The sequence below is a fragment of the Vibrio nomapromontoriensis genome, assembly GCF_050337205.1.
GTDB lineage: Bacteria > Pseudomonadota > Gammaproteobacteria > Enterobacterales > Vibrionaceae > Vibrio > Vibrio nomapromontoriensis.
Genome location: NZ_JAKJSS010000012.1, coordinates 167,628 through 182,585 on the forward strand (window position 1 = coordinate 167,628; position 14,958 = coordinate 182,585).

General features: G+C 45.5%; 14 protein-coding genes. 10 read left to right on the forward strand and 4 right to left on the reverse strand.

The genetic code is table 11. The features are described 5' to 3' along the window. The first annotated feature begins 34 nt into the window (after window positions 1–34). The 6 genes from L4D05_RS16660 (at window position 35) to L4D05_RS16685 (ending at window position 7,895) form a co-directional block, all read left to right on the forward strand. The gene (locus L4D05_RS16660) at window positions 35–1,768 is read left to right on the forward strand and encodes an efflux RND transporter periplasmic adaptor subunit (RefSeq protein WP_428794682.1); all 1,734 of its coding nucleotides are present in this window, start codon (window positions 35–37) and stop codon (window positions 1,766–1,768) included. Next, complete coding sequence (locus tag L4D05_RS16665) at window positions 1,765–4,923, forward strand: efflux RND transporter permease subunit (protein ID WP_428794683.1); 3,159 nt, start codon at window positions 1,765–1,767, stop codon at window positions 4,921–4,923. Before L4D05_RS16660 ends, L4D05_RS16665 begins: the two co-directional genes overlap by 4 nt. Before the next feature lie 76 nt (window positions 4,924–4,999). Further along, window positions 5,000–5,527: a copper-resistant cuproprotein CopI gene (gene copI / locus L4D05_RS16670; protein WP_428794684.1), complete on the forward strand. Its 528-nt coding sequence runs from the start codon at window positions 5,000–5,002 to the stop codon at window positions 5,525–5,527. A 177-nt stretch (window positions 5,528–5,704) separates the two neighbouring features. Beyond that, window positions 5,705–6,586, forward strand: a complete 882-nt coding sequence (locus L4D05_RS16675) for a hypothetical protein (RefSeq protein WP_428794685.1) — start codon at window positions 5,705–5,707, stop codon at window positions 6,584–6,586. 154 nt (window positions 6,587–6,740) lie between these two features. Next, entirely contained in the window at window positions 6,741–6,890 is a 150-nt protein-coding gene (locus tag L4D05_RS16680; protein ID WP_428794686.1) for a hypothetical protein, read from the forward strand. Window positions 6,891–7,049: 159 nt separating this feature from the next. Then, a complete protein-coding gene (locus L4D05_RS16685) occupies window positions 7,050–7,895 on the forward strand; it encodes a GNAT family N-acetyltransferase (RefSeq protein ID WP_428794687.1) in 846 nt (281 codons plus the stop codon). Between the two features lie 100 nt (window positions 7,896–7,995). Here the strand turns inward: L4D05_RS16685 and L4D05_RS16690 are convergent, their stop codons facing one another. Continuing rightward, window positions 7,996–8,448 (reverse strand): exoribonuclease R, encoded by a 453-nt coding sequence (locus tag L4D05_RS16690; protein WP_428794688.1) that lies wholly within the window; start codon window positions 8,446–8,448, stop codon window positions 7,996–7,998. A 250-nt stretch (window positions 8,449–8,698) separates the two neighbouring features. On the opposite strand from L4D05_RS16690, the gene L4D05_RS16695 reads away from it, so the two are divergent. Both L4D05_RS16695 and L4D05_RS16700 read left to right on the forward strand, forming a co-directional pair. Further along, window positions 8,699–9,232, forward strand: a complete 534-nt coding sequence (locus L4D05_RS16695; protein WP_428794689.1) for a YbhB/YbcL family Raf kinase inhibitor-like protein — start codon at window positions 8,699–8,701, stop codon at window positions 9,230–9,232. A gap of 35 nt (window positions 9,233–9,267) precedes the next feature. Next, window positions 9,268–10,056 carry a helix-turn-helix transcriptional regulator gene (locus tag L4D05_RS16700; protein ID WP_428794690.1) on the forward strand — a complete coding sequence of 263 codons (789 nt, stop codon included), beginning with the start codon at window positions 9,268–9,270 and terminating at the stop codon, window positions 10,054–10,056. Between the two features lie 174 nt (window positions 10,057–10,230). Here L4D05_RS16700 and L4D05_RS16705 read toward each other — a convergent pair whose 3' ends face one another. Then, the gene (locus L4D05_RS16705) at window positions 10,231–11,526 is read right to left on the reverse strand and encodes a DEAD/DEAH box helicase (protein ID WP_428794691.1); all 1,296 of its coding nucleotides are present in this window, start codon (window positions 11,524–11,526) and stop codon (window positions 10,231–10,233) included. Window positions 11,527–11,904: 378 nt separating this feature from the next. On the opposite strand from L4D05_RS16705, the gene L4D05_RS16710 reads away from it, so the two are divergent. After that, the gene (locus L4D05_RS16710; RefSeq protein WP_428794692.1) at window positions 11,905–12,213 is read left to right on the forward strand and encodes a Fis family transcriptional regulator; all 309 of its coding nucleotides are present in this window, start codon (window positions 11,905–11,907) and stop codon (window positions 12,211–12,213) included. A gap of 293 nt (window positions 12,214–12,506) precedes the next feature. Further along, window positions 12,507–12,707 (forward strand): hypothetical protein, encoded by a 201-nt coding sequence (locus L4D05_RS16715; RefSeq protein WP_265674247.1) that lies wholly within the window; start codon window positions 12,507–12,509, stop codon window positions 12,705–12,707. A 154-nt stretch (window positions 12,708–12,861) separates the two neighbouring features. On the opposite strand, the gene L4D05_RS16720 is transcribed toward L4D05_RS16715, so the two are convergent. Continuing rightward, window positions 12,862–13,902: an oxidoreductase gene (locus L4D05_RS16720; protein ID WP_428794693.1), complete on the reverse strand. Its 1,041-nt coding sequence runs from the start codon at window positions 13,900–13,902 to the stop codon at window positions 12,862–12,864. A gap of 5 nt (window positions 13,903–13,907) precedes the next feature. After that, window positions 13,908–14,744: a DeoR/GlpR family DNA-binding transcription regulator gene (locus L4D05_RS16725; RefSeq protein ID WP_428794694.1), complete on the reverse strand. Its 837-nt coding sequence runs from the start codon at window positions 14,742–14,744 to the stop codon at window positions 13,908–13,910. Window positions 14,745–14,958 lie beyond the last annotated feature (214 nt).

Here is a 14,958-nt window from a genome sequence, read left to right on the forward strand (position 1 = left end):
CCAATAAAGTACAAATTTTGAGAAGGTAATGGATATGAAAACGAGAAATATAGCGCTACTTGCTTTAGTTATTGGAGCAGGGGTAGGGGGTGTCGGTAGCCAGTATTTAATCGGGCACGATATGGCTCTGATGCTTGGCAGTCAAAATGGCACCAGTAGTAATGGTAGCGGTAATAGTAATAATAACGAGCCGTTATATTGGGTGGCGCCAATGGATCCGAATTATCAACGTGATCAACCGGGTAAGTCACCCATGGGCATGGATTTAATTCCCGTTTATGCGACGGATGCAAGCAGTGCTAACGACAAGGCGGGAACGGTTATTATTAATCCTGCCGTAGAAAATAATCTTGGGGTAAAAACAGAACAAGTAAAGCAAGAGAAGCTTTCCCCTCGTATCGAGACCGTCGGGTATATCGCTTTTGATGAAAGTCGCTTATGGCAAACCAATGTGCGTGTATCCGGTTGGGTGGAAAAGTTATACATCAATGCGGTTGGTGAGCGAGTCAATAAAGGGGACGTGTTGTTTAAGCTGTATTCACCTGAGTTGGTTAAAGCGCAGGAAGAGTTATTGAACGCTTATCGCACTGGACGAAAGACGTTAGTGACAGGCGCGACGGAACGTTTGCTGACTCTTGGGGTAGACAGGGCTCAAATCAACCAAGTGGTTAAGACTGGAAAGGCTTCTCAGACCATTGATATTAAAGCGTTCGGCAGTGGCATTGTTGCTAAATTAGACATTCGAGAAGGGGGGTATTTATCACCCGCGCAGCCGGTGATCAGCGCAGGCCCAATCGATGAAGTGTGGGTAGATGCGGAAGTCTTTGAGCGTCAGGCGCAATGGATTCACGCCGGGAGTGAAGCGGTAATGACGCTTGATGCCCTATCAGGTAAAGAATGGCGTGGAGCGGTTGACTATGTTTATCCCATTCTTGACCCTGCGACTCGCACCCTAAGAGTTCGCCTCAAATTTACCAACTCGGATTATCAGTTAAAGCCGAATATGTTTGCCAACATTGCGCTCCAGCCGACAAGCCAAGAGTCGGTACTCACGATCCCACGTTCTAGTGTCATTCGCTCTGGTGGAATGACGCGAGTGGTGCTGTCTGAAGGCGAAGGGAAATATCGCTCTGTACGAGTGGAGATTGGACGTGAAGCGAATGACAGGGTGGAAGTGTTAGCCGGGCTGACTTCTGCCGAGCGTGTGGTGACTTCTGCACAATTTATGCTGGATTCAGAATCCAGCCAAAGTGCAGATCTAGCGCGGATCAATGGTGTTGAAGCCGAGCCAGAAACGGCGTGGGCAAAAGGAGAAATTAGCAGTGTTATGTCGCAGCACGCCATGGTGACGATTAATCATCAGCCTGTTCCTCAGTGGAGTTGGCCCGGTATGACCATGGACTTTTCTGTACAAGAAAACGTGGATCTATCGAAGCTAAAAACAGGTCAGCAGATTGAGTTTGCAATGGAAAAGGGTACGTCAGGGCAGTATGTCGTGACGGAGATTAAGGTCAGCAGCGACGCACTGGCAGAGCAAGTCTGGGTTGATGGCACGATCACAATGTTAATGGCGGACTTTGGCATGGTGACGCTTAGTCATGATGCGGTGCCAGAGTGGAGCTGGGCGTCAGGAGAAATGAATTTCACAACCAATGGTGAAGTGGCGCTTAGCGATTTTTCTGAAGGGCAAAAGGTTCGCTTTTTAGTCAGTAAAAATGGTGCTGAATTTTTGCTTTCTGAACTGCAAAGTGGGGAGGGTGCATTATGATAGGCGCGATTATACGCTGGTCGATCAGTAACCGATTTTTAGTGTTGGTTGCCAGCTGCTTATTAACGTTAGCAGGGTTATACAGCGTTAAAAATACCCCGGTTGATGCGATTCCTGATTTATCCGATGTGCAGGTCATTATTAAAACCAGCTATCCCGGTCAAGCCCCTCAAGTGGTGGAAGATCAGGTTACCTACCCGTTAACGACGGCGATGCTGGCTGTGCCGGGCGCAGAGACCGTGCGAGGTTATTCTTTTTTTGGTGATTCTTACGTTTACATTATTTTTAACGATAAGACTGATATGTATTGGGCGCGTTCACGCGTTTTGGAGTATCTCAGCCAAGTTGCGCCGAACTTACCCTCACAAGCGAAACCCACTTTAGGGCCGGATGCGACGGGTGTGGGCTGGGTGTATAGCTATGTGCTGCAAGATAAAACCGGACAGCATGATCTCGCTGAGCTGCGAAGCCTTCAAGATTGGTTTTTGAAGTACGAATTACAGACCGTTGAAGGTGTCTCTGAAGTGGCGACCGTGGGTGGCATGGTGAAGCAGTATCAGGTGCAAATTGATCCCGCTAAACTTCGTGCTTATGACTTAACGTTACAACAAGTCAATATGGCGATCAGCAACGGTAACCAAGAAACGGGCGCGTCCGTTATCGAAGTCGGTGAAGCTGAACATATGGTTCGTACCACGGGCTACTTAACCAGTATTGAAGACATCAAAGCATTACCGCTCAAGGTCACAAGCAAAGGCACGCCATTACTTCTAGGGGACGTTGCCGATGTGAACCTTGGCCCACAAATGCGTCGAGGTATCTCTGAATTTAACGGTGAAGGCGAAGCCGTTGGCGGGGTTATCGTGATGCGCTTTGGCGAAAATGCCAGTCAGGTTATTGATAATGTAAAAAACAAACTACAGGCGCTACAAGGTGGGTTACCTGACGGAGTCGAAATTGTTGCTACCTATGACCGCTCAACGCTGATTAACGCAGCAGTAGACAACCTTTGGAAGAAGTTGGCTGAGGAATTTATCGTTGTCGCCGTGGTGTGCGCTTTGTTCCTATTTCATATTCGTTCGTCGCTTGTCATTGCCATCAGCTTGCCTATTGGGATCTTGTCGGCATTTATTGTCATGCATTGGCAGGGTATCAACGCCAACATTATGTCTCTAGGAGGGATTGCTATTGCCATTGGTGCGATGGTGGATGGGGCGATTGTTATGATTGAAAATGTGCATAAGCACATAGAGAAAACCCCGCTCACGGATAAAAACCGCTGGCAAGTGATTGGTAAAGCAGCGGAAGAAGTGGGCGCACCGCTTTTCTTCTCTTTATTAATTATTACTTTGAGCTTTGTGCCTGTATTTGCGTTGCAGGGACAAGAAGGCAAGATGTTCTCGCCCTTGGCGTATACCAAGTCCTACGCAATGGCCGCCGCCGCAGGCTTAGCGATTACGCTTGTGCCCGTACTCATGGGGTACTTTATTCGCGGCAACGTGTTACCAGAGAATAAGAACCCGGTAAATAGAGCGCTGGTGGCACTGTATCGACCGATGCTGAATCTCAGCCTGCGTTATCCAAAGTCTATGATTTTGGTCGCCGTTGCGCTGATGGGGTCGGCGTATTACCCCACAAGCCAACTAGGCAGTGAGTTCATACCGCCTTTGGATGAGGGCGATCTGATGTACATGCCAACCACCTATCCAGGGATATCTATCGGCAAAGCGCGCGAGTTATTGCAACAGACGAATAAGCTGATTAAAACCATTCCAGAAGTGAACACCGTTTGGGGGAAAATTGGTCGCGCTGAAACCGCAACGGATCCCGCACCGTTAACAATGATCGAAACCACGATTCAGCTAAAACCAAGAGATGAATGGCGAGAAGGCGTCACTACAGAATCGTTGCGTAAAGAGTTCGATGACTTGATTCAGTTCCCCGGTCTCACTAACGCTTGGGTCATGCCGATCAAAACGCGTATCGATATGTTGGCAACCGGTATTAAAACACCAATAGGGATCAAGATTGCCGGACCTGATTTATCGGTCATCGAGAAGATTGGTTCGGACATTGAGCCAATATTGAATCGTGTGCAAGGAACGGTTTCCGTTTATGCCGAGCGAGTGGCGGGTGGACGTTATGTCACGATCGATATTAAACGCTTAGCTGCCGCGCGCTATGGGCTGAATGTCAGTGATGTTCAGCAAGTCATTTCCACCGCAGTAGGGGGAATGAACGTCGGGGAAACCGTTGAAGGACTCGAGCGATACCCGATAAATGTACGCTATCCACAAGATTATCGAGACTCGGTGGTGAAGTTGCAAAATTTGCCATTAGTCACGCCAAACGGGGCACGAATTGCCTTAGCGGATGTTGCAGATATTCGTTATGAAGATGGGCCGCCGATGATTAAAACCGAGAATGCACGTCCCAACGGATGGGTGTTCGTGGATATTGCTGAACGAGATCTTGGTTCTTATGTCAGTGAAGCGCAGAGAGTGGTGAGCGAAGAACTCGAATTGCCTGCCGGTTATTCGTTGGCATGGTCTGGGCAGTATGAATATATGGAGCGCGCCAAAGAGCGGTTAAGTGTCGTCGTTCCCGTGACGCTGGCCATTATCATGTTGCTACTTTACTTAAGCTTTAGACGATTAGGGGAAGTGTTCATCATCATGGGTACATTGCCGCTGGCGATGGTGGGGGGATTATGGTTGATGCACTTTCTTGGCTATAACTTCTCAATTGCCGTTGGGGTGGGCTTTATTGCCTTAGCGGGCGTCGCGGTAGAAATTGGCGTCATCATGCTGGTGTATCTCAATCAGGCATGGCATGCCCGAAAACTATCCGCTCAAGAACAGCGAGCGCCATTGACCGCGGCGATGTTAACGGATGCGATTCAAGAAGGTGCAGGGCTACGTGTACGTCCGGTGATGATGACTGTGCTTACCGTGATCATTGGTCTTATTCCCATCATGTATGGTTCTGGAACAGGTTCTGAAGTCATGCAACGTATTGCGGCACCGATGATTGGTGGCATGGCGTCGGCGTTGCTACTGACACTATTAGTGCTACCCGCGATTTATCAGCTTTGGAAGTCGAAAGAAATCCAGCCTGAAATTATCGTGACATCTGACGAAATCGACTCGAAGTAACTAACTGATATTAATTGAAAAAGATGCCGCTTTGCTATCGGCTAGGCGGCAACATCACTATTATAAGGAACAGAACATGAAAAAATCACTACGCGCTTTAACTCACACTTTAACTATAACGATGACACTATTTTCGGCAAGCTCAATGGCTAATGAAATGGACCACTCCAAGATGAATCATGCGAAAATGGACCATAGCAACATGATGAACATGAAAGGTATGTCGGCGGTAGGTATGCCAGCTAAAGGTGCGAAGCCGGATAAAGTGGTTCATGTAGTATTAGGGGATGATATGAAAATCTCTTTCAAGCGAAGCGTTGATATTAAGCCTAATGACGTGGTGCAATTTGTCGTAATGAACACAGGTAAAGTTGAGCATCAATTCTCTATTGGCTCGGTGGCGGAGCAGCTTAAACAGCGCGAGATGATAAAATCGATGCCAGAGTCGCAAGACCTGCAAAAAATGGACAATGTTGTTTATGTGAAACCGGGTAAAGCAGGGCAGATACTGTGGCATTTTCACGGTGAAAAACAAGTAGAGTTTGCTTGTAATATCCCCGGCCATGCTGAAGACGGAATGACAAAAATCATAGAAGTATTGTAGTGCTGAGTTAGCTCTGAGTACGGAATGGCGCGATAGTGGTGAGAAATGTCCTATCGCGTCATTGTCCAGAGTTAACGTAACAAAGCGAGGTTAGCATTAATTGGTTATGTTAAGCTTGCCACGGATAATGGCATATCCACGATGCTTAAATGTCTACCTAAACCAATGAGGCGCGATGTGAAATCCTTTTTTCTGGCTGCAATGCTGATAGTGGCACCTATGTTGATAACGGCACCTAGGTTGATAGCGGCACCGAGTTATGCAGACTCTTTGTGTCAGTCGAATGAAGTGGATGTCACAGGCTGTGAACTGAGAAATGGAAAAACCGTCAGTTTTTGCGCTGATAGTGAAGGGCTAGTGACATACCGCTATGGCAAAGTAGCCAAGGTTGAACTGAGTGTCACAGAGCCTAGCATTGGAGCAATGAAGATAAGCAGTGAGTCCTATTCTCGAGGCGCGGCCTCCGAGTATCAAGCCGTAAATGGTCAATATTACTATGACTTTGTCGATGCATTATATGGAAGCAATGACGCGAATTATTTGCTATTAGAATTGGACCATCGTGGCGTGAATATTCCTTGGTTGAATGAAGGGAGTATGTCGCACCATACCATCAATAAGTCGTTAACCGTGTCCCATGAAACCAAAGGTGAATTGGTTTCGTTGCTGTGTGTTGAAGATAGCCATTTTTACGGAGAGCCTCATAAGCAAGCTGACTATATTCATATTATGAGAGAGGTCAGTGAAAAGTATCGTCATCATTTGCCAGATTCCATCCCTCAATGTCAGGACGAATCCGACTCTTGTATCGCCATTTATGAAGATTCCAAACAAGAATTTGTTTTGGTTTATTTTTTGCCGATTGAAAATAGTGCGTTTATAAACAACCGCGCTTATTTGATCAAAGCGGTAACAGGCGCTATCTCAGAAGTTTCATTGTCGCTTCTCACTGAGGTCAAAAAAGATGAAGCGCAGCCAATATTGTCATTGCCAAAGACGTTGCATTTAACGCTTGATAGGCAGCAAACAGTCGTGTCGATTGAAGCACGAAATGACTAAAGACTTCCCAGCTAAGTACTTATACCCACCTATGTTAGTCACACTGTATTAGCAAGAATATACACGCAATGTTCACTTTATTTACATGATGCCTTGACCTCAACTTAGCTTGAGGTTTTATGCTTACCCCAACAACAACGAAAAGGGGTAGGTTATGCAAAATAATTATGTAAAAGAACTCGCAACAAAGACTTTTCAGGAAGATATTGCCAAAGAGTATCATCGCGCCCAACGGCGTCCGTTTCACAGCCCTAGTTTTATTGCGGGTCTATTTGCCGCCGTGATTATGGTTAATTTATTTTGAACAAGGGTGATGGGAAATAGCGGAGTATGTACTGTCGTTGAAAGCTTGTCACTGAGGGAACTTTCTTAACGTGTAAATCAACTCTTTTTCTTGTTTAACAAGCTAAGCCAAACTAGTTTAATCTTTGAATGGATACAAACACAGAGGCTTAAAGAAACGATGAAAGGATTTCATATTCGGACAATGACCGAAAGTGAGTTAGACATAGCGGTCGCTTGGGCTGCTGCTGAGGGATGGAACCCAGGATTAAATGACGCTCAAAACTACTATTTAGCTGATCCGAAAGGATTCTTGGTTGGTGTGCTAGATGGTGAGCCCATCGCCTGTATTTCTGTCGTTAGGTATGAGGATAGTTTTGGCTTTCTTGGCTTCTACATCGTTAAGCCTGAGTATCGTGGCTTGGGTTATGGTTGGAAAATTTGGCAACATGGAATGGCTTACTTAGACGGGTGCAATATTGCTTTAGACGGTGTAGTCGATCAGCAAGATAACTATCAACGTTCTGGTTTTGGCTTGTCACATCGCAATATCCGTTATGAAGGTGTCACCCGAAAGTGCGACGATACCACTGATAAGGTCGTGGAAGTAAGCAGCGTAGATGAAGATGATTTAAATCATTACTTGGCGGCTTTTTTCCCTGCGATCAGAGCTGAATTTAATCATGCATGGTTTACTCAACCTAACAGTGTGGCCATCCTTTATCTTGATGGTAATGAAATTAAAGGTGTCGGTGTCATACGCTCATGTCATAGCGGATATAAGGTTGCACCTCTATTTGCAGATAATGCCGAAATCGCTAATGAGCTCTATAGAAGCCTTCTATCTCACGTTGAAGAGACCGCGCCTGTTTATCTAGATGTTCCAGAAAGTAATACAGCCGCGGTGACACTTGCTCATCGAAACCAAATGACGCCGTGTTTTGAAACGGCGCGCATGTATACGAAAACGTCACCAGATATTCAAATTGAGCGCACATATGGTGTCACGTCGTTTGAAATTGGTTAATCGGTACTAAATTAATCAGTGCTAAAGTAATAGCGGCCAAATTGATAGCGGCTAAATAGCGCTTTGCCTTCGATGGGAAAACAAAGCGCTGTTGGGCTATTTACGGATTTTGTTTGGCATTAATACTGGCGTAAGTATGTAGGAGTTCGGTGAGTATTTTCACCCAGCCAAAGGCTTCAGTGGGTGGGTCAATGAGTAATTTTTCAACGTGCTCACAATGCGTTTCTAGTGTAATAGCTTGTTCTAAGTTAAATGAAATGGCATAAAAGTGCCAAAGAACGAGTCGTGTCATTCGTTCACTATTTTGTTTAGCATTATCTGAATCATCAAACGCTTGCTGGATTTCACAAAGTGCTATGGCCGTCATACGCAGTGTCGCATCCAATCGTGCCGACATCATACGTTCTTCACTGTCGACTTCTTCCTGTTCAAAAGTGAACAGTTCACTCATGACTTCTTCTGGCACCATCTTACTGATCATTCGCATACTGAACTCTTCGAGTTCATGACGTGGCATGGTGACAAGGCAGTTAAAGGTGTAATCACGAAGCATAAATAAGTCGCTCTAGTTAGCTATTGAATCGAACTCGCATTCTAATCTCTATCGGTAAATTTACCAGTGTTGAAATGAAAGTCGCATAATTTCTTGCGTTTTCGCCGTTGCTTAGTTAATAAAGCAGAAGTAACAATGTATCTATAAGTCTCAGTTTGAGTTTTCATTAGTCGTAAATTGATACTTATTGTCACCTTGTGTTTTTTGTCCGCGGTTATACTTACTTCGAACTCAACAAAAGGTACTCATTATGAAAGCAATCACTAAGTCGGTTATCGCATTAAGTTTTTTAGCGGTAGGATCTGCTCAGGCATTAGAAATCACCAGCAATGATATTCAAGAAGGTCATCCAATGGCGAAGATGTTTGAATACTCAAGCTGGGGATGTGATGGAGGCAACTTGTCACCGCAGTTGATGTGGAAAGATGCACCAAAGGGAACCAAGAGCTTTGCGATTACAGCTTATGACCCAGACGCGCCAACGGGAAGTGGTTTTTGGCACTGGATCGCTTTTGATATTCCAGCCTCTGTTAGCGAATTGCCTCGCGGAGTCGATATTAAAAAATTAGGCGGTATGGAATCACGAATTGATTATGGCACAGTCGGTTTTGGTGGGGTTTGCCCTCCAGAAAAAGATGGCATGCACCGTTATCAATTTACCGTATGGGCACTGCCAACCGATACATTAAATTTACAAGAAAATACGCCGGCAGCGGTCGTGGGTTTCACGTTGAATAGTATGGCGCTCGATAAAGCGACGTTAACGGCAACATATACCCGATAATAGCGTATATCTACTAGAGTTTTGGAGTGGAATGAATGAGCAACCAATATCAAGTGTCGTTATTTCGTGCAGAGCAGCTGCAGCAATTACGCAATGTGCGGATTCATTCCCCGAGTATTATTCAGATCATATCAGGCAGTAAGCGCTTATTTTGGAAAGATTCCGCTGTGGATATTTCTCAATCTCAGATTTTGTTATGTGAGGCATCAGCATCACTGTGCTTTGAGAATCTTCCACAAAAAGGTCGGTTTTTATCTAGGATGTTTAGCTTTTATTGCCAACCGACAAACGCGATGCTTGAGCTGAGTGCCCAAAGCGCCAGTAAGGCAGAGACGCCCGCGATAGAAATGGATAGTGCATTGCGAGATACGCTCAATGCTCTATTTTCATTTGATCTGCATAGGATGAGCCAAACCACTCAGACATTTTGGGTGATGGGGCTGTTTCAACAACTCGCAGAGAAAGGGGTATTACATCAGTTATTTACTAATACTAGCGCGTTTAGTCAGCAGCTAAGCCACTATTTGTCTTATGAGCCGGGTGAGGAGCATGCATTGGAAACGGTCGCTGAACGTTTTGCGATGAGTCGCGCGACGTTAATTCGTAAGCTCAAGCAAGAAGGTACTCAGTATCGTGAAGTGTTAGCTGAAGTGCGATTTAGCCATGCATTGCAACTGATGCAAAATGGTCACGATAATGTTCTCAAATTAGCACAGCAGTGCGGCTATCAATCTGCTAGTCGATTTAGCCAGCGTTTTAAAGGCAAGTTTGGCGTGACACCTGCAGATTACATGAAGACGTTAGCTTCGAATGCCTCACCTTAAGAACACGTGAAATGGCAGATTTTTGCAGATGTGTGTGAAAATGTCGCTATGCAAGATAACGTTATATGGATAAAAAACGGCCCAGCAAGATTTGCTAGGCCGTTGTTATTAATCATGGAGGGAGTAACAAGTTAAGCGATGAACGCAGTTTGCTTCACTGCCCTTACCTAATTCTTACCCTTTTAAACGGGTATTTTTATTTGATTTGTTTTTAATCGCGCGAGCAAAACGAAGGCGACGCTCTGCCGAGCTCTGTTCGTCTGAATTGTTAGTACGGCCTTGGCGATCTTTATAAGCAGGTTTGCTTTGCATTTTCGTCAAAAGAGCATCACGGCTTGCCGGCTCGTAGCCTGCCAGTTGAACGCGCTTAATTCTTTGTTGAATCAGTTTTTCAACTTGAACAAGTGTCAGTTCTTCTTCGCGGCTTACAAATGAAACGGCATGGCCTTGTTGTCCTGCACGTCCCGTACGACCGATACGGTGTACGTAGTCTTCTGCAAGGAATGGCATGTCGTAGTTAACCACATGCGGTAAACCTTGAATGTCTAAACCGCGCGCGGCAACTTCGGTTGCTACCATCACGCGGGCTTTACCAGACTTAAATTCGTCTAGCGCACGTCGACGGGCGCTCTGTGCTTTATCGCCATGACAAAGTACCGCGTTGATGCCATCTAGCTTAAGCTCTTTTACCACTTCATTAGCGGTTTCTTTGTAGTTAACAAAGACCAGGACTTGCTGCCAGTTTTTTCTGCCAATCAATTCAGATAGTAGCTCGCGCTTACGGTCTTCATCGACCGGGTAAACAACGTGAGCAACTGTGTCTGCTGTTGAGTTTTCAGCATTAACAATAATACGCTTTGGTTTACGCAATAAATCTTGCGCCAACGAGTTCATTTGTGGCGATGACGTTGCAGAGAAAAGCATGGTTTGTGGGTGCTGAGCAATGCCATTCATGATGGTACGAATGGCACTAATAAAGCCCATGTCTAGCATGCGGTCGGCTTCATCAAAAACTAAAAACTCGAGGCTAGCAAAACTAATGTTACCCAGTTCAAGGTGCTCGATTAAGCGACCTGGTGTTGCAACAAGGACGTCTACGCCTGCGTTAAGCTTACGCTCTTGAGAGGACATTTTTGCCCCACCAAATACGGCGGCTACCGAGATATCTACGTACTTGGTGTAGTTCTCAATGTTATGTGCGATTTGGTCAACAAGTTCGCGAGTTGGTGCAAGAATCAGTGCGCGGACTTGTGAGCGGCGGCGTGATTGCGGATTTTCAACCATTTGCTGAATAATAGGCAAAGAAAATGCAGCGGTTTTACCTGTGCCAGTTTGTGCATGTGCAAGGATATCAGCACCACGACGAGCGTGTGGGATAGCCTGTTGTTGAACGGGAGTGAGCTTTTCATAACCACACTCAGTTAGTGCGCGCACAATATCAGCTGAAAAACCTTGTGATAAAAATGACATTCTTTGTTCCTAAAAGCAGTGGCTGTTATGGGTGCTTTTCAACACAAAAAGTAGCAAACAGCGGCTGACCAAAAATACGGTCGCTGATTATAGAGGAATAATCAGTGCCTGTGGTGACTAATTTTAGGTGTTGACGTAAATTTGTACAATGACAGGTGTCGGAAGGTAATAAAGTTTGTTCAGATACAATAAAGATAGATCGTTTTTGGCGGGATCAAGTCGGATGGGGGATACGCTAAAACACTTCTGCACCTTTATGAGCTTGGTGCGGGTATAATCGAATAGTAAAGCCTGTTGTATGACATACTTTTTCTAATATTGGGCTCGCAAAGTATGCAGTCATAGTTACTCATCCACTACAAATAGGAAATTTTCTTGATGCGAAAATCCGATAAGAAGATCGATAATCTGATTAGAGAAGTGTTAACCAAAGTTTGTGAAGATACCCTTAAAGGCTATGACGGTTTTGTTTGGGTGACTCATACGGTTAAATTCTCGTCCTTCCCACAGAGCTTAAAAATTATCTGCGTATTCGAAACGAATCTAGATAGAACCAATTTTTTAATGGGAGACGGCCAGCAGCATGTCTCAACAACCATCCAAAAGGCGTTCAGCCAGGCTGGGGTCCAACTAAAGAATGTAGAGAAGCAAATTAGTTACGATGCACAAGAAAAGTTCGAGAGTTGATATAAAGCCAGAAGGCTAATGTCTACCCTCTGAATCTGTGCGACGAATAAACTATTCTTGTGAGAATTACAGAACCCATCATTTCACCGATTCGATTTCAAGAATGCTTGTGGTGATTGTTTTCATTAAGTGATGACGACGCGTGCGGTTAAGTGAGCAAATTCACTAACAGTTTTCTGAGTTTCCCCTCATAATGCGCGCTCAGCTGTCGTAACGTCGATAAGCGACAGACGAATTGTCGTACGGTAGCGACGATGAATCGTGTCATCAATGGGTAACTAAGAATGCATTATATGAGTTTGCAATTGGATGCGGCAGCGCAAGCTATCGCCGGTGAATTGCTAGAAGGGTTAGAAAACGAAGAGGGTTGGATCAAAATGACCGCACGAATTGCGGCGCAAATTGACACCAAACTGAATGAAAATGGCTACGTGGGCACCGTTACTTGGTTTAGTGATGAAGACTATATCGAGAGCGATATTGTCTATTCCTAGAGAATCACTCCTAGCAAATTACATTCGGCTCACTTCATCGAATTGATGTCTTTTGTAGAGCACGACTTTTTGACTAGCGTTGGAAAGCCGTGCTCGTTGGTATCGAAACAGAGCGTTCCTGTTCCGAACCATTTTCATCGCTCCTTTTGAACCACTACTTTTCAACGGCTACGGTCTTACCAAGTCGGCTGCTTTCCATCGCTAGTTCAATAATTTTTATGGTCCAAATCGCGTCGTTCGCTTCAACAGGTGGGCGACCGTTATTGCGTATCGCCTCTGCCATAGTTGCAAAGTAGTGTTGGTAATTGCCTGGCTCAGTAACCACCGTGTTGATGGAGTCTGCGTGATACAGATTACCGTAATGCTCGACTGCTTCTTCTGTCCAATTTGGCTCTGATGGCGAAACACCCGCGATCAATCTTTCTTCTTGGGGATCGAGACCGAATTTTTCATAGCTACCTTTCGTACCTTTGACGCTAAAGCGATGATTTGGCGCAGCGCTAAAGAGATCTCCGTGTAACAGCGCGACGTGGGTGGGATAATGCAGTGTGACATTGAAGTAATCCACATTCGAAGAGCCTTCTCTTAGCATCAAGCATTGGGCGGTAATCGCGTCCGGCAAACCAAAAAGATCTAAAGATTGATCAATAAGGTGTGAACCTAAATCGAACAGAATGCCGCCACCATTTGTGGTCTGTTCACGCCAGCGTTGACGAACCTCAGGGCGAAAACGGTCGAAGTGAGATTCGAAGTGTTTAATGTCGCCAATCTTACCTTCTTCGATGAGCTTTTTGACGGTAAGGAAATCACCATCCCAACGGCGGTTATGATAAACACTGAGTACACGTTGCTGTTTCTCGGCTAGCGCAACGAGAGTCTCGCCATCTTCTACCTGAGTCACAAATGGCTTTTCGATGATGACGTGCTTGTTATTTTCTAGGGCCTTTTTCGCCAATGAAAAGTGCACGTCATTGGGTGCGGTGATAATCACCAAGTCAGCATCGCTGTGATTGAGCAGCTCATCGGCGGTGTGATAATGCGCCACGGTAGGCCAATCATTGGTGACGGACTCCGCTTGGCTGCTGCTAATCGCACACAGGTCAAATTCAGCCATGTTGCTGATAAATGGGATGTGGAAAGTTTTTGCTGAAAATCCGTAACCAATGACGGCGGTTTTGATAGGGGTAAAATCCATAGTGTTTAGCTCTTCGTCGAAGGGGTCGTAAGAATGATGTCGATATCGTGCTTGGCAAGCTGACTGGCAATGTTAGCGGGCGGGGCTTGATCGCAAACGATCACATCAACGTGCTCAAAGTTGCAAACTTGGAAAAAGTTTTGCTGGCCAAACTTGCTGCTATCACAAACTAAAATGGTCGTTTCAGCTTGTGCGATCATCGCTTGCTTCATCGAGGCTTCGGCTTCGCTGCTGGTGGAAACTCCATGTTCTGATAAGGCGCAAACCCCTATGAATGCTTTGTTAATTCGGTAGCTTTCTAATTGCTTAGTCGCATTACTGCCAAGAATGGCACGATGAAACACGTCAAACTCCCCACCCAAAATATGAACCCCAATCTTTTGCTCTGCATTGTGTATTGAGTCTGCGCCACGAGTGAGTGTTGATAAACAATCGACCGAATTGGTGACGACAGTAAGCGGGGCGCGTAGGTACGTTGCCATTGCAGTTACTGTCGTTCCCGTATCAAGCAGTACATAGTCATTCGCTTCAACTAGGCTGGCGGCGAGTTGGCCGATGTCCACTTTTGCCTGACTAATGGTTTTTTGCTGATAGGCTATTGCATATGGAGTGACCGGAGAAATTATCGCACCACCACGAATGCGTTGTATACCGGGTTGTTGAGCAAGCTTGACGAGGTCACGTCGAGCAGAATCCCGGGAGATCGCATATTGCTCGCAGAGATCATTAAGGGTAATTTTGCCTTTTTGATTGAGCAAGGTTTGCATTGCTAGTAATCGTTCATCTTGGGTCATAGCTTGTTGTGTCATAGCGTTTTGCGTCATCGTTATCGGTAGACTCATGTTCAAACCGTGCCATATGAGGCAGTTAACATGATTGTGTTTGTTAACGTAATGGAATTTGCTTAAGTGGTTTTGCGTGATTGTAAGGTATATTAAGTGGTTTTGCACGCGTTAGCTTAGTCATCGTACAATCTTTGCTGTTCAGTGGGGGGCTTCACGATAGAGACGGCCTTTCGGGAGTGGTGTTTTTGATAGCGAGAGGACGAGAGAGAAC